We start from the raw sequence: 15,152 nt of genomic DNA on the forward strand, positions 1-15,152 counted from the left end.
ATTTACTCCAAATTCTTATTATATAACATCCTATATAAGTATGAAATTCTATCCAAAACCTGCTTTTTAGTATATTCCTTATCTTTATCATTATAAACAATGAAATGAGCTTTTTTAATTTTTTCTTCTAAAGGCATCTGAGATTTTATTCTTTTTATAGCTTCCTCCCACGATATCCTATCTCTATCTATGATCCTTTGTATTTGGATATCAAGAGGCACATAAACTACCCATATTTCATTAAACCAATTCTCTATACCCACCTCAAAAAGTAAAGGAACTTCTACAGCAATTATTGGTTTCTCTTTTAATTCTTCCATTTTCTTTATAATCTCTTTTAATACAGGGGGATGAAATATACTGTTTAATTTTAATCTTGCAGATTCATCATTAAAGATAATATCAGCAAGTTTTTTTCTATTTAAATTTTCACCTTCAAAAACTTCATTTCCAAAAGTCACTCTTATTTTTTCAAGATAATATGGATCTTTTTGGAGATCTTTCACAATATCATCAGTACTAATAACAGGAATACCTAAATCCCTCAAAATTCCAAGGACTAAAGATTTACCAGATGCAATTCCTCCTGTAATTCCAATCTTATAACTCATTTTAATTCAGCAAGGTTTTTACCAACTGAAATTTCCACCACAAGAGGAACCAGGAGCTTAACTATATTCTCCATTTTTTCTTTAGCCATCTTAGGCACTATTTCCATCTCATCTTCAGGTACCTCTAAAATCAACTCATCATGAATCTGAAGGATGAGTCTTGATTTATAATTCCTTTGCTTTATTTCATTAAAAATATCAATCATGGCAAGTTTAATTATATCAGCAGCAGTGCCCTGTATAGGAGCATTAATAGCAATTCTTTCATAAAGACTTCTTACCTGCTTATTTATACTTTTAATTTCAGGAATATATCTTTTTCTTCCAAAAATGGTTTTAACATAAGCCTTTTCTCTCGCCTCATAAAGAACCTTATCTATATATCTTTTTACATAAGGATAATGTTTAAAATATGTATCTATAAATTTTTCGGCCTCTTCAGGGAGAATTCCGGCTGTTTCTGATAATCCAAAAGCAGAAATACCATATATAACTCCAAAATTTACAGCTTTAGCACGTGATCTTAAAAGATCATCTACCTTATCCTCTGGCACACCAAATATTTCAGAAGCAGTTTTCCTATGAATATCTTCCCCTTTTTGAAATGAGGATATTAACTTAGGTTCTTGAGATAAATGGGCCATAATGCGAAGTTCTATTTGAGAATAATCTAAAGAAACAAAGTAATATCCTTCTTCAGAAATAAAAGCTGATCTAATTTTTCTTCCTTCTTCGCTCTTTACTGGAATATTTTGAAGATTAGGCTCACTACTACTTATTCTACCCGTAGCAGTACCTGTTGGATTAAATTTAGTATGAACCCTACCTGTTATAGGATTAACCAGATTGGGGATAGTATCTATATAAGTGCTTTTTAATTTGTATAATTCTCTATATTCTAAAATTTTCCTCACGATAGGATGAGTATTTATCAAATTCTGGAGAATAGAAGAAGAGGTTGAATATCCTTTCTTACCTTTCTTTCCCGTAGGAAGCTTTAACCTATCAAATAAAACTCCAGAAAGCTGTTTGGGAGAATTAAGATTAAATCTCATTCCTGCCAATGAATAAATATCCTCTTCTATCTTTTTAATTCTCCCACAGAACTCTTCAGAAAGCCTTCTTAAATAATCTATATCAACCTTTATTCCCCATCTTTCCATAGAATGTAAAACGGGAATCAAAGGAATTTCAATTTCATATAACACCTTCTCCAATTCTTCCTCTTCAATTCTTTTTTCAAGGATCCTCTTTAGATCAAATAAATATCCTGCAAATTTTTGAGGGATAAAATTAGTTTTACCAAGATACTCTCCTATAAGAATATCTAAAGAATGATTTTGTCTCTCAGGATTTAAAAGATAAGATGCAATACTCACATCAAAAACATTACCTGATATATTACCTTCAAAAAAATGCAGATCTCTCTGAACATACGAGCCTATTTTTTCTACCTCATTTGATATAAGAACTTTTTCAAATTTAGATCTTATATCATTATTAAAATCAAAAGATGTTATAAAATACCCTTCCCCCTCTCTAAAAGATATGGATATACCTTCTAAAGCTTTTTCCCCAAGACATTTAAAAGCAATTTTCTTCTCTCTTTTAGCAATATCCTCTAAATCAAAATCTATATCCTTAAATTCTATATTCTCTTCATCTTGAAGATCTGGAAATAACTTTTGAATAATACTTTTTAACTCATACTTTTTAAGAAACTCAACTACTTTCTCTTCCCTTTTTATTTCAAAAGGTTTAAGTTCAAAATTTTTACCAATATCTTTAAGAGTAACAAGCTCCATGTTCCTTTCAATAAGTTCCCAATTATCCTCTAATACCCTCCTAATATCGCTATCAATCATAGGTAAATTTATTTTTAGTTCTTCTATATTTGAAATCTTTTCTAAAATTTTTGTGGCCTTTTTAGGTCCTATCCCTGGCAATCCCGGAATATTATCCGATTCATCTCCTACAAGAACTTTATACAAAGGTATTTTATATGGCTCAATTCCATATCTCTCTTTAACTTTTTGAGGATCATATATGATAAATTCTGTTATACCCTTCTGGGGGTGAATAAGATAACAATTATCAGAAATCAACTGAATTAGGTCCAAATCTCCAGATAAAATATATTTCAAAGATCTTTCATTTCTCTTTACAATTGTAGCTATAACATCATCAGCTTCATATCCAGGCTCTTCTAAAATTGGTAGATTATTAATTCTCAAAAATTCTCTAATCCACGGAATTTGTGCTTTCAAATCGTCCTTCATAGGGGGTCTTTTAGCTTTATACTCTTTATAAATAAAATGCCTAAAAGTTGGCTCTGGTCTATCAAAAGCTATACCAATAAGATTTGGCTTAAAATCCTCAACAGCTTTTAAAAGAATCCTTATAAAACCATAGAGAGCATTAGTAATTTCTCCATTTTTTGTTTTTAAAGGAGGTAGAGCATAATAAACCCTATAAATGATACTTGAAGCATCAATTAAAAGAATTCTATCTTCTATGGTTTTTCTCTTATCCTCTTGAAATAGATCCCAAAGAGATTTTTGCTCCATGATATTAGAAATAATTTTTGGCTTTTAAGCTTAAATAGCTATCATTGTATATTATAAGGTGATCTAAAATCTCAAGTCCAATAATTTTTCCCGCCTCAGCAATCCTTTTTGTAAAAATTATATCATCTTCACTGGGAGAAATATCACCAGAGGGATGATTATGAGCTAATATAATTTTGGCCGAATTTTCCTGAAGAGCATATTTTAATATTTCTCTCGGAGTTGCATATACCAAATTCAGATTACCTTTTGCAATCAATATTTTATTAAGACAACGATTTTTAACATCCAAATATGCACAAAAAAGATGCTCCTCTTTTAAATCCCAAAAATCATTTTTAAAGAGATTAAAGGCATCTTCAGGTTTAGTTATACTTTCATTAAAAAAGTTCTTCTTCTCTGAATATATCCTTCTTCCAAGCTCTATACTCGCCTTTATTTGAATAGCCTTTGTAATACCAACTCCAGGATATTTTATTAACTCTCCTATTCCAACCTCTGAAATCTTTTTTAAACTTCCAAAATCAATTAAAAGTTTCTGAGATAGCTCATATACTGTATTATTCTTATCCCCTGTCCTCAATATAATGGCAAGAAGTTCTGCATCCGAAAGAGCTTTCTCGCCATAGTTTAATAACCTTTCTCTCGGTCTTTCCAATGGGGGAAGATCTTTAATCTTTCTTTTCTTCATCTTTTAATGTAGGAATTTTTTCCACATCTTCAGGCTCAAGTTTTTCTTCTTCGGCAATTTTCTTGATTTCCTTTTGCTTCTCAATTATGGTACTTTCAATTTTTTCAACCTCTTTTAAAAGATCCTCAAATTTATCATTTTTAATCTCTTCTCCCTTTTTGTGAAGATCATAAAGTCTTTCCCCAAGCTTTCTAAAAATATCATTCCTATTTAATTCGAGAGAGACTATTTCCGCCTTCAATTTACCAATCTTAGCAAGCTTTGCTGATTCCTTTCCCAGGGTCTTTGCCATATCTGATATTGTATCTCCTGCTTTTTTAGCTACCTCTCCTGCCTTTTGAGCAAGATCTGATATTTGTGGTTTTAAATTTTCCCATAGTTTTTTCCAACGGTCCTCCATCTCAGTTACCCCCTTTTATCACAATTTTATTTGAGAGCAATATAAGCCTCTTTATATTATACCTGTCCCATACCGTTAATGTATAGGCATTTTCCAAAGGATCGTATGTATAGGTAATTCTATAATAGCTGTTGTTTTCATCAGAATAAGGTTGATCATTATAAGGATTTGCTGGAAGATTTCCTCCAGGAAGAAATTTTTTTATTTTTTCTCTTAACTCGTTTAATCCACTTGCCAAAGGATAACTCCCTTCATTTTCCGTAGCATACATTTCTAAGGACATTTGAATTACTTTTAATGCTTGAGTTGCCACACTTTCTCTTGTCTTTTCCAAAGCCCTGTAATAACTTCCTATTCCTACACTAAAAAGTATAGCTATGACAACAATAACTATCATAATCTCAATAAGAGTAAATCCCCTATCTTTTCTCATGATAGTTCTTCACCTCTTTTAAAGTTAAAAAAAGGGGGCAAGATATGATATCTTGCCCCCTTTAAAGATTATATCAGCCAATATTTTTACTTAATTGTACCAGCACTTGAGACTGATATTACAACCTTAGTATTATCTTTACCATATCCTGTGATAGTATAAGCTGTATTATCAGAAGTAACAGAATAAACAATCTTGTATGCAGACTCTCCACTATCATTGCTACTTTCTGTGAAATTATAAGGCTGATTTGTTGCTGGATTGTTTGGGAATTTTCCACCTGGTAAGTAGTTACCTTGTGTTAGAGAGTAAACAAAAGAAGGATAATAACCATTGTTGTCTGTCGCATACATCTCAAGAGCTGTTTGAATAGTTTTTACTGCAGATCTTACTGCAGACTCTCTTGCTCTTTCTGTTGCTCCCATAAAGTTTGGTAATGCTACCGCGGCTAAAATGGCAATGATCACAATAACTACCATCAACTCAATTAATGTAAAACCTCTCTCTTTACGCATAATCTAACCTCCTTTTTAATTAGTCTTTCTAACAAATATTATACCCTAAAAAAATTTTTTTATTCATAAAAAATAAGTTTTTTTAACAATATTTTTAATATTATTACAAATAAAAAATAAAGGGGGAACCATATATAAAGGACTGTTCCCCCTTTGTAATTATTGATTTTTAAACAATTAAGTCTACTTCATAGTACCAGCACTTGAGACTTGTATTACAATCTTAGTATTATTTTTACCATATCCTGTGATAGTATAGGATGTATTATCAGTAGAAACAGAATAAACAATCTTGTATGCAGACTCACCACTATCATTGCTATTTGATGTAAAGCCATAAGGTGCATTTGTTGCTGGATTGTTTGGAAACTTTCCACCTGGTAAGTAATTCCCTTGTGTTAATGAATAAATATAGGCAGGATAATAACCATTGTTGTCTGTTGCATATATTTCAAGAGCTGTTTGAATACTTTTTACTGCAGATCTTACTGCAGACTCCCTTGCTCTTTCTGTTGCTCCCATAAAGTTTGGTAATGCTACCGCGGCTAAAATGGCAATGATCACAATAACCACCATCAACTCAATTAATGTAAAACCTCTCTCTTTACGCATATTAATGTCCTCCTTCCCCCAATTTTACTTTCACTATAGATTATACCCTACTCTATTTATAAATTATGCATAAATTTACTTTAAAAAATTTAAAACATTTCTCTTAATCTTTTTAAAGCTATCTTCAAAAGCCTTGAAACTTGAGACTGAGATATTTTTAAAATCTTTGCTACTTCCATTTGAGTTAAATCTTGATAGAATATAAACTCAATAATTTTTCTTTGTATCTCTGGAAGTTTTGAGAGAGCCTGTTCAAGAGCAATTTTATCCTCTATAGGTAATTTAAAAGATTCTAATTTTTCTGCCCTAATCTTATCCATTTCAATTTCCATATCTTCCAAAGATATGGCCATTATAGATTCTTTTATCCTAAAAAGTTCCTCAACAGCTTCTTTTTTTACATTCAAATACTGAGCTATTTCTTCCGTAGTAGGAGATCTATTTTCCTTTTCCCATACCTCATTTATATACTTATCCATTTTATTGATTAATGTTTTTACGCTCCTTGGAATTTTTACCTTATCTATTTTATCTCTTAAATAATGTCTAATTTCACCCAATACAAAATGGGATATATAGGTAGATAATTCACCTTTTTCTGGATCATAATTCTCTATAGCTTTAAGAAATCCTAAATAGCCTATCTGCACTAAATCCTCTAATGGTTCACCATAAGATACAAACTTAGATGCCCAGTAATAAATGAGATCATCATATAGTTCAAGAAGAGCTTCTAAAGCCTTTTCATCCTTTTCCTTTTTATATCTTTCCCAGAGTATAATAGCAGAATTCTTCATTTTATGTATTGGAACATGGTAAATATAGGTAGATACAAAGCTATAAGCATACCACCTACTATTCCACCTATAACTACCATCATGAGAGGCTCAATTAAAGATGTTAAACTTTCAACAGCAGCAGCAACTTCAGCCTCGTAAAATTCAGCTATCTTATTCAACATAGTCTCTAAGGAACCCGATTCTTCTCCCACTGAGATCATATGTATTACCATTGTTGGAAATACTTTTGTCTCTTTAAGAACAGGAGCTATTCTCTCACCTTCTCTTACCCTTACTCTAACTAAATCAATGGCTTTCCTATAGACACTATTTCCTGCTGTTTGTCCTGCTAATTGAAGAGCTTGTAGTATGGGAACCCCTGTTCTTACTTGGGCAGAGAGGGTAGTTGCAAAATTAGCTATTGCTGTTTTTTGTATTAAACCGCCTAACACAGGTATTTTTAATAATATTTCATCTATTTTTTCTTTTATTTTAGGATTTTTCCATGCCCTAATAGCTGTCAAAACTAAAATCACAGTTGCCAAGAAAATAAGCAAGAAATTTTTCCTTATCATTTGGCTTAATCTAAGTAATACAGCTGTAGGTAAGGGCAACTGTGCACCCATACTTTCAAACATACCAGCAAAAATAGGCACCAAAAAAGTAAGCATTCCAAACCCTGCCCCTATAGCTATTATTAATACAATAACAGGATAGGTCATAGCTGATTTTATCTTTCTTCTTAATTCTTGCTGCTTTTCTAAGGTTATTGCCAATCTTTCTAAGGTCTCATCTAATGTTCCAGCTGATTCTGCAGCTCTTATCATATTTACATAAAGTGGAGAAAATACATTTGGAAAATTCCCAAAGGCATCAGATAAAGAACTTCCTTCGTCTACCATTTTTTGTACTTCTTTTAGTATTTGTCTCAAAGCTTTACTTTCACTTTGTTCTGATAATATATTCAAACAAGTAGAAAGAGAAAGACCTGCATTAATCATGGTAGCAAATTGTCGAGTAAAGATTGTAATATCTTTTAGTTTTACTTTTCCTCCTTTTTTTTCTTTTGGAGAAGTTAGGGAAAGAGTTAAAAAGGAGGATGTTCTTTTTTCTTCAATCCTAATAGGATATAAATTCATTCCTCTCAATTTCATAGCTAATTCTCTCATACTTTCTGCTTCTGATTCTCCAGTTACAAGCTCTCCCTTCATATTTCTTGCATGATAAACATATACCTTTGCCATCTACCCCTCACCTCCTAATTTCTCCCCCCAAAAGACGCATTAATTCCTCTCTATTAACAGCCCTTTCAAAGGCTACTTCTTGAGTTATAAGACCTTTTTTAACAAGATCAGCGAGACTTTGATCCATAGTCATCATTCCATATCTTCCACCTGTTTGTATTACACTATATATTTGAGGAGTTTTTCCTTCTCTAATGAGACTCCTCACTGCAGGGATACCAATAAGTACTTCAGTAGCAACTATTCTTCCAGTACCATCTTTTCTTGGGAGAAGCTGTTGAGAGATAATTCCTTGAATAACTCCAGAAAGTTGAAGCCTTATTTGTTGTTGTTGATGAGAAGGGAACTGGTCAACTATTCTTTCAATACTTTGAACCGCATCAACAGTATGTAAAGTTGCCATAACTAAGTGACCAGTTTCTGCTGCTGTGATAGCTATAGCTGTGGTTTCCAAATCCCTCATCTCACCTACTAATATGACATCTGGATCTTCTCTTAAAGCTGATCTTAAAGCATTAGCAAAGGAATAGGTATCACTTCCTACTTCTCTTTGATTCACAATAGATTTTTTATGAGTATGCAAATACTCTATAGGATCTTCTATTGTTATGATATGCCTGCTGAAATTTGAATTGATATAGTCTATCATAGAAGCAAGATTAGTAGATTTACCACTTCCTGTTGGACCCGTTACAAGTATTAATCCTCTGGGAAGGGCTGCAAGATCTTTTAAAATTAAAGGTAATCTAAGTTCTTCAATAGAAGGAATCTTCCAAGGAATTAATCTAAATACAGCAGCTAAGCTCCCCCTCTGCCAAAAAGCATTTACTCTAAATCTTCCTTCACCACTTATACCAACTGAAAAATCCAACTCTTTGTTTTCTTGAAGCTTCTGCTTTTGTTCTTCTGTTAAAAGACTAAAAACAAGATTATAAGTAAGTTGGGGAGTTAAAACAGGATATTGAGTTTGAGGTATTAAATGCCCCTTAATACGGAAAACAGGTGGTACTCCAGAAGTTATATGTACATCTGAGGCTTCTTTCTGTAAAGCATTTTGTAGTATTTCAATAATAGAAATACTTTCTTTCATTTTTTATTACCTCCCTCTTAATCTGCAGCTGTGACCCTCATAACTTCTTCCACAGTAGTAAAACCTCTAAGAACTTTACGCATTCCATCTTCCCTTAACGTTACCATTCCATATTTTCTTGCAGCCTCTTTTATAGTCTCACGAGAAGCCTTTTTTAATACCAAATCTCTAATTTCATCATTCATAAGCATAATTTCATGAATAGCTGTTCTTCCCTTATAACCTTTGTTGTTACATCTGGGGCAACCCTGACCTTTATAAAAAGTAGCATTAGATAAATCTATGTCTCCTAAGGTTGCTTTTATAGCTTCTATTTCCTCCTTTGTAGGTTCATAAGGAGCCTTACAATAAGGACATACTGTCCTCACCAATCTTTGTGCTACCGCTCCAAGTAAAGAGGAACTAATCAAGAACGGTTCGATACCCATATCAATTAAACGGGTAACAGCCGATGGTGCATCGTTGGTGTGAAGGGTGGATAATACTAAGTGTCCTGTTAGAGCAGCCTGTATAGCAATTCTTGCTGTTTCTTCATCACGAATCTCACCTACGAGCACCACATCTGGGTCTTGACGTAAAATAGATCTCAAGGCACTGGCAAAAGTAAGACCCGCTTTTGGGTTCACCTGCACTTGATGTATCCCTGGAAGCTGATACTCCACTGGATCTTCTACTGTTACTATATTAATATCAGGAGAATTTATCATATTTAAAGATGCATAAAGGGTTGTGGACTTACCACTTCCTGTTGGACCTGTTACAAGTATAATACCATATGGTGTCTTTAACATTTTTAAATATCTTTCGTAATTATCTTCAGAAAAACCTAGACTCTCAAGAGATAAAGATATAGCTCCTCTTCCTAAGATTCTCAATACCACCTTCTCACCAAAAACTCCAGGTAATGTAGAGACACGGAAATCATACACTTCTCCTTTTATATTTGCTTTAATACGTCCATCTTGAGGTATTCTCCTCTCAGAAATATCCATATCACTCATAATCTTTATTCTTGAAACAACAGCTGCCTGAAATCTTTTTTGAATATACATAATTTCATGTAATACACCGTCTATTCTAAATCTTACCCTTACATTTCTTTCCAGAGGCTCTATATGGATATCACTAGCTCCTCTTTTAACTGCATCAACTAAAATACTATTTACGAGCTTTGCTATAGGACCTTCCTCAGATGAAACTTCTTCTAAAGAAACCTCTTGATATTGAGTCTCTTCCTCTTCCTTCTGAACTATAATCTCTTCAAGTACTTTCTCTACCTCTTCACTACCCCAAATCTGATTAATAGCATCAATAAGTTCATTTCGTGGTACTATTACTGGTATAACTTCATTTCTAGTTACCATTTTTAAATCATCGAGGGCTATTATATTTGCTGGATCTACAATTCCTACTATGATCCTCCCATCCTCCTTATAAAGAGGAAGTATTAAATTATCTCTCGCTTTTTTAGCTGTTATAAGTTTTGATAGATCTGGATCAATTTTTATCTCCTTTATTGATTTAAAAGGAATCCCTAATTGTTCACTTAATAACTTTGCAAGATCCATATCACTTAGAAGCTTTAGTTCTAAAAGTGCTTCTCCAAGCCTTATACCCTTTTTAGATGCAAGCATCAAAGCTTCATCTAATTGCTCTTTTGTAATTAAATTCTTTTCTAATAATATCTCACCAAGAGGCTTTCTTTTTGCAGGGGTTGATGTTTTCCTTAATGTTTTTTTCTCAGTAGTGGTTAAACTACTTTTAATACTTTCAATTATCTTATTGGCAAGATCCTTTTCTTTTTTCCTCTCTTCTTTCTCCTCGGTTTTTATCTCCTCTTTAATTTCCTGTTGTATATTTTCTTCTTTAGTCTCTTCTTTGATCTCTTCCACAATTCCTATGCCTTCTAACTCAGAGAGCACATCAGTTATTGATTCTTCTTTAACATTAATCTCTTTAATATCTTCTTTAGGTATTTCTTCCTCAGATTTAGAAGGCATCTCTTCAATAATCTCTTCCTTGACATCCTCTCCCTTTAGCTTCTCTAACAATCCACCTTCAGGAACTAATTCTTCTACAAGCTTAGAAATTTCTATATCATTTATTGTTTCTATACCTATCTTTGATTCTTCCTTTACCTTAGTTTCAGAAACATCAGTTCTAGGAATCATTGACGATGTCAAAATTGAAGTTGTAGAACCTATTTCTTTCTTCTCAAATATATCTTCTGAAGATTCCTTATCCACAACCTTTAAAAGATAAGGTTCTACTGAAAATCCTGTAAGCAATCTTATATCCTCAAGTGCTGTAGCTTTTACTGGTGGGAAGAAACCCACATGAAGCATTCTTTCTTCTAATTTAAGAGGAATAAAATTATGAAATTTCACTAAAAAAGGAGGAATAATCTTTAATGCGTCTTCATCAGGTTTAAATTCTTTTCCTTCAATAATTTTCCACCCTAAAATTTCTGATAATAAATCAGTAAGTTTATCTTTCGATATTAATCCCTCTTCCAAAAGAATTTCTTGTAGTTCTTTACCTTTTACTGAAGAAAGTAAGTTATCTAATAACCCCTTAGGGATAAGATTTCTCTCTCTAATAATCTCTAAAAGTTTCTCATTAATATTAGGAGAATCCATCTTACTCCTCCTTTATTAACTCCTTTTTAGACAACCATCTCTTAATTAAATAATTTTCAATAAGCCTTACAGTCCATCTTTTAATCCACAATTCTTTCTTATTTAAAGGAGATACTAGTATGGTAAACATCCCCAATTTATTACCACCATATATATCTGTTAATATTCTATCACCAATTACCAAAGTTGTCTCGGGGGTAGTACCCATTATCTCTAAAGCTCTTTTAAAAGATCTACTTCTTGGTTTTAATGCATATCCTAATGCAGGAAGCCGTATAAGCTTAGAAAAATGTTTTACCCTTCTCTGAGACCAATTATTTGATAAAATAACAACTTTAAAGCCTAAATTTTTGATATCTTCTATTAATTTTTTTGTTCTCTCATCCAATTTGTTTTCATCCCAAGGAACAATAGTATTATCAAGGTCAAAAATAATACCCCTGTATCCTAATTTATATAATTCTTCAAAATTAATTTTAAATATTGTTCCCACATATCTATTTGGTTTTAAAATTTTGCACATCATAATCACCTTTTATAACCTTGAGCTTTTAAATGCTCTTCATAGGTTTTCGAAAAGGTATGAGTTCCATCATTATTTGAAACAAAAAAAAGATAATCTCCTTTAGGTTGTAATATTGCCTCCAAAGATTTTAAAGATGGAGAACAAATAGGAGTAGGAGGAAGACCATAATATTTATACGTATTATAAGGAGAATCAATCTCCAGATCTTTGTATAAAAGAGGATTTTTCTTAAAATCATATAAATACTCTACTGTAGCACAAGATTGAAGCATATATCCTTTCTTCAAACGATTAATAAAGACACCAGCAATTAAAGGTCTCTCTCTGTCTATCTTGGCTTCTTTTTCCACAATAGATGCCAATATTATCCATTCATTAAAACTTAAACCAATTTTTTTAAGATCTTCTTTATAATCAGGAAAATTAGATAGGATCTGCTTAAAAAATTCTTTCAAAAGAATTTCTATAATCTCTTTCTCTTTAATGTCTTTTGGTAAAAAATAAGTAGAAGGAAATAAATAACCTTCTAATGACATGGGTATTTTACCCCCAAAAAATTCTTTATACTCTTTTAAAAAAGACGAAACATAATTAGAATCAGTACAATATTTAAGAAAAAGATCTTTTGAAATATTTAAGCGTTCTTCAAGAATTGCCCCTATCTCTTTTAAAGATACTCCTTCAGGTATTGTTATCTTTATACTTAAATTTTCTCCATTTACTAATTTATTCACCACATGAACAAGTGAATAGGATGGAGATAATTTATAGTACCCTTTTTTAATGTTCCTCTCTCTCCCAATAAGCTTTGTATACAATATAAATATTTCTTTAGATTTTATAATCCCTTTTTCATATAATATATCAGCTACTTGGGAGAGTGAGGAACCCTCTTGAATATATACTTCTACATCACTATTAGTCTTAAACTTTGGGACGAAAAGTATTACAAAAACAAATAATAAAAATAAAATTAGAGAAAAGGAAAAGAATATAAGAATTTTTTCTAATTTACTATTCCTCTTCTCCTTTTTCTCAATCTTCTTCTTCCAAATCCTCTTCTTCCCAATCTTCGTCTTCCCATTCTTCCTCTTCTTCCAGAGCTTCCACAACTTTTTCAAATTCATCATCATCTTCTATTTCTTCCAAAGCATCTATATAGAGTTCACCATCTTTTTCTGAAAGCCTGCAACGATATACATAAATTTCATCCATATCTTCCGCATCTTTTGGTGTTAGAAGAACATACGTCTTATCATCTACCTCCACAAAATCTCTAATCAAATACTCATAAGTATTTCCATCCTCGTCTTCTAAAATTATAACTTCCTCGTCAAACATTTTATCTGACATTATGAACACCTCTTTTTTAAAATTTAAAGAGGGGCTAAGGATTGGTGCCGGAGGCCGGACTCGAACCGGCACGGGGATTGCTCCCCACTGGATTTTAAGTCCAGTGCGTCTGCCATTCCGCCACTCCGGCGGTAATTCCTCATACCTCTCTTTGGTTAAAAAGTGTATCATAAGTTTTTATATTAGTAAAGTATTGTCTAAAACAAAATTTTTTATTATAATTTAAAGCAAGGAATATCGGCGGTGTAGCTCAGCGGTTAGAGCACACGGTTCATAACCGTGGTGTCCAGGGTTCGAATCCCTGCACCGCCACCATGAAAAGTGAAAGATAAATTTATTGAGAACTTAGAAAAAAAAGTATTAAATTTTATTAACACTGAGTCCCTCATTAATGAGAGGGACTCTATTCTTATATGTATTTCAGGAGGAAGTGATTCTTTTGCATTAGCTGAAGTACTTAGCACTCTCTCACCTCATTATAATTCTAATATTCATCTTTTATATGTTGATCATCATGTAAGACAAAATACAGAAGAAGAAAAGTCGTTAATAAAGGAATATGCAGATAGGAAAAATATTCCTTTTACTATTTTAAATATATATCCTGATAATCTTACAGAAAAAACCTTAAGAGAAGAAAGATACAAAATAATAGAAGAATTTGCTCAAAAAAATGGATTTACCAGAATAGCTCTTGGACATACCTTAGATGATAATATAGAGACAATACTTATGAATTTCCTAAGAGGATATGGGCTTGAAGGACTTATTGGTATACCCCCAAAGAGAGATAAAATAATAAGACCAATTTTGGTTCTTACCAAAAAAGAAACGGCAGAGTATTGTAACAAAAAAGAAATAAAGTACAAAGAAGATTTTACAAATTATTTACCAATTACTCTAAGAAATAGAGTAAGATATCAATTAATTCCATTTTTAAGAGATATCATAGAACAATTTCCTCAAAGTTTAATGAATCAAAAAATAATACTAAATTGGGATCAAGAATTAATAAAAAACATATCAAAGGAGTATTCGAACAAATACATAAAAAGTAATATGGATGGTTTTGAAGTAAATTACAATGACTGGAACAATATTCCAGACGCAATAAAAGTAAGGATTTTAAAAAATATATTTAATAACATGGGTGAGATTATCACAATTGAAGGTTTAATATATTTAATGAATAAACTTTCCAAAATAAGAAAAACAGGTAATATAGCTACAATGAATACTATTAAAATATATAAACACGAGAATACTGTCTATTTTATCAAGAAAACCTTGGAAGAAAACTACGAATATACATTACCTATCCCTGGTTCTTTAAAGCTTCCATCAGGTTACGAAATCATTACTGAAATAATTGAAGATAATAAAGAGTCTATAAATTTTAATGATCTTTGGCATGTATATTTTGACTATGATAAAATAGAAGTAGATAAATTAAAAGTTAGAAACTGGAGAGAAGGAGATAAAATTAAACCATTTGGTCTAAAAGGTAAATCCAAAAAGCTTCAAGATCTATTTATTGATAAAAAAATTCCTAAATGGAAAAGACTTGAAATTCCAATTATTTTTTGGGAAAATGAAATTTTGTGGGTAGTAGGAATAGCAAGAAGTAACATAGCGCCTATTACTGAAAATACAAAAAGAATATTACATATAATGGTAAAGAAGGAGGTTTAA

General features: G+C 31.9%; 15 protein-coding genes and 2 tRNA genes. 2 read left to right on the forward strand and 15 right to left on the reverse strand.

The genetic code is table 11. The annotated features are described in order from the left end of the window. Positions 1 to 2: 2 nt before the first annotated feature. From coaE to ACY3IT_RS07610, 15 genes are all read right to left on the reverse strand, one after another. A complete protein-coding gene (gene coaE / locus ACY3IT_RS07540) occupies positions 3 to 611 on the reverse strand; it encodes a dephospho-CoA kinase (RefSeq protein WP_463082339.1) in 609 nt (202 codons plus the stop codon). Next, positions 608 to 3,178, reverse strand: coding sequence for a DNA polymerase I (gene polA / locus ACY3IT_RS07545; RefSeq protein WP_463082340.1), 2,571 nt, complete (start codon positions 3,176 to 3,178; stop codon positions 608 to 610). The genes coaE and polA overlap by 4 nt, the downstream gene beginning before the upstream one ends. Positions 3,179 to 3,182: 4 nt before the next feature. Continuing rightward, positions 3,183 to 3,869, reverse strand: a complete 687-nt coding sequence (gene radC / locus ACY3IT_RS07550) for a RadC family protein (RefSeq protein ID WP_463082341.1) — start codon at positions 3,867 to 3,869, stop codon at positions 3,183 to 3,185. After that, complete coding sequence (locus tag ACY3IT_RS07555) at positions 3,850 to 4,269, reverse strand: DUF47 family protein (RefSeq protein ID WP_463082342.1); 420 nt, start codon at positions 4,267 to 4,269, stop codon at positions 3,850 to 3,852. Before ACY3IT_RS07555 ends, radC begins: the two co-directional genes overlap by 20 nt. A 1-nt stretch (position 4,270) precedes the next feature. Beyond that, positions 4,271 to 4,702, reverse strand: a complete 432-nt coding sequence (locus tag ACY3IT_RS07560) for a prepilin-type N-terminal cleavage/methylation domain-containing protein (RefSeq protein WP_463082343.1) — start codon at positions 4,700 to 4,702, stop codon at positions 4,271 to 4,273. An 86-nt stretch (positions 4,703 to 4,788) separates the two neighbouring features. Continuing rightward, entirely contained in the window at positions 4,789 to 5,217 is a 429-nt protein-coding gene (locus tag ACY3IT_RS07565; RefSeq protein WP_463082344.1) for a type II secretion system protein, read from the reverse strand. 183 nt (positions 5,218 to 5,400) lie between these two features. Beyond that, complete coding sequence (locus tag ACY3IT_RS07570; RefSeq protein WP_463082345.1) at positions 5,401 to 5,829, reverse strand: type II secretion system protein; 429 nt, start codon at positions 5,827 to 5,829, stop codon at positions 5,401 to 5,403. 89 nt (positions 5,830 to 5,918) lie between these two features. After that, a complete protein-coding gene (locus tag ACY3IT_RS07575; protein ID WP_463082346.1) occupies positions 5,919 to 6,626 on the reverse strand; it encodes a sigma-70 family RNA polymerase sigma factor in 708 nt (235 codons plus the stop codon). Continuing rightward, a complete protein-coding gene (locus ACY3IT_RS07580; RefSeq protein ID WP_463082347.1) occupies positions 6,623 to 7,852 on the reverse strand; it encodes a type II secretion system F family protein in 1,230 nt (409 codons plus the stop codon). The genes ACY3IT_RS07575 and ACY3IT_RS07580 overlap by 4 nt, the downstream gene beginning before the upstream one ends. A 7-nt stretch (positions 7,853 to 7,859) precedes the next feature. Beyond that, positions 7,860 to 8,930 (reverse strand): type IV pilus twitching motility protein PilT, encoded by a 1,071-nt coding sequence (locus ACY3IT_RS07585; RefSeq protein ID WP_463083636.1) that lies wholly within the window; start codon positions 8,928 to 8,930, stop codon positions 7,860 to 7,862. A 29-nt stretch (positions 8,931 to 8,959) separates the two neighbouring features. Then, positions 8,960 to 11,581, reverse strand: coding sequence for a type II secretion system ATPase GspE (gspE, locus tag ACY3IT_RS07590; protein ID WP_463082348.1), 2,622 nt, complete (start codon positions 11,579 to 11,581; stop codon positions 8,960 to 8,962). 1 nt (position 11,582) lies between these two features. After that, positions 11,583 to 12,107: a YqeG family HAD IIIA-type phosphatase gene (locus ACY3IT_RS07595; protein WP_463082349.1), complete on the reverse strand. Its 525-nt coding sequence runs from the start codon at positions 12,105 to 12,107 to the stop codon at positions 11,583 to 11,585. 2 nt (positions 12,108 to 12,109) lie between these two features. After that, a complete protein-coding gene (mltG, locus tag ACY3IT_RS07600; protein ID WP_463082350.1) occupies positions 12,110 to 13,228 on the reverse strand; it encodes an endolytic transglycosylase MltG in 1,119 nt (372 codons plus the stop codon). Continuing rightward, positions 13,143 to 13,460 carry a DUF1292 domain-containing protein gene (locus tag ACY3IT_RS07605; protein ID WP_463082351.1) on the reverse strand — a complete coding sequence of 106 codons (318 nt, stop codon included), beginning with the start codon at positions 13,458 to 13,460 and terminating at the stop codon, positions 13,143 to 13,145. The genes mltG and ACY3IT_RS07605 overlap by 86 nt, the downstream gene beginning before the upstream one ends. 42 nt (positions 13,461 to 13,502) lie before the next feature. Further along, positions 13,503 to 13,590 (reverse strand) — tRNA-Leu (locus ACY3IT_RS07610). A 109-nt stretch (positions 13,591 to 13,699) separates the two neighbouring features. On the opposite strand from ACY3IT_RS07610, the gene ACY3IT_RS07615 reads away from it, so the two are divergent. Next, positions 13,700 to 13,775, forward strand: a tRNA-Met gene (locus tag ACY3IT_RS07615). Positions 13,776 to 13,781: 6 nt separating this feature from the next. After that, on the forward strand, positions 13,782 to 15,152 hold the full coding sequence (gene tilS, locus ACY3IT_RS07620; protein WP_463082352.1) for a tRNA lysidine(34) synthetase TilS: 1,371 nt from the start codon (positions 13,782 to 13,784) through the stop codon (positions 15,150 to 15,152).

The sequence above is a fragment of the Dictyoglomus sp. GBS genome (assembly GCF_055179815.1).

What these genes read in the sequence shown, in the direction of transcription:
- gspE (WP_463082348.1), bottom strand. Translation starts at nt 11,581, where the DNA reads ATGGATTCTCCTAATATTAATGAGAAACTTTTAGAGATTATTAGAGAG.
- ACY3IT_RS07555 (WP_463082342.1), bottom strand. Translation starts at nt 4,269, where the DNA reads ATGGAGGACCGTTGGAAAAAACTATGGGAAAATTTAAAACCACAAATA.
- ACY3IT_RS07575 (WP_463082346.1), bottom strand. Translation starts at nt 6,626, where the DNA reads ATGAAGAATTCTGCTATTATACTCTGGGAAAGATATAAAAAGGAAAAG.
- ACY3IT_RS07580 (WP_463082347.1), bottom strand. Translation starts at nt 7,852, where the DNA reads ATGGCAAAGGTATATGTTTATCATGCAAGAAATATGAAGGGAGAGCTT.
- ACY3IT_RS07565 (WP_463082344.1), bottom strand. Translation starts at nt 5,217, where the DNA reads ATGCGTAAAGAGAGAGGTTTTACATTAATTGAGTTGATGGTAGTTATT.
- ACY3IT_RS07605 (WP_463082351.1), bottom strand. Translation starts at nt 13,460, where the DNA reads ATGTCAGATAAAATGTTTGACGAGGAAGTTATAATTTTAGAAGACGAG.
- ACY3IT_RS07560 (WP_463082343.1), bottom strand. Translation starts at nt 4,702, where the DNA reads ATGAGAAAAGATAGGGGATTTACTCTTATTGAGATTATGATAGTTATT.
- ACY3IT_RS07595 (WP_463082349.1), bottom strand. Translation starts at nt 12,107, where the DNA reads ATGATGTGCAAAATTTTAAAACCAAATAGATATGTGGGAACAATATTT.
- polA (WP_463082340.1), bottom strand. Translation starts at nt 3,178, where the DNA reads ATGGAGCAAAAATCTCTTTGGGATCTATTTCAAGAGGATAAGAGAAAA.
- ACY3IT_RS07570 (WP_463082345.1), bottom strand. Translation starts at nt 5,829, where the DNA reads ATGCGTAAAGAGAGAGGTTTTACATTAATTGAGTTGATGGTGGTTATT.
- coaE (WP_463082339.1), bottom strand. Translation starts at nt 611, where the DNA reads ATGAGTTATAAGATTGGAATTACAGGAGGAATTGCATCTGGTAAATCT.
- radC (WP_463082341.1), bottom strand. Translation starts at nt 3,869, where the DNA reads ATGAAGAAAAGAAAGATTAAAGATCTTCCCCCATTGGAAAGACCGAGA.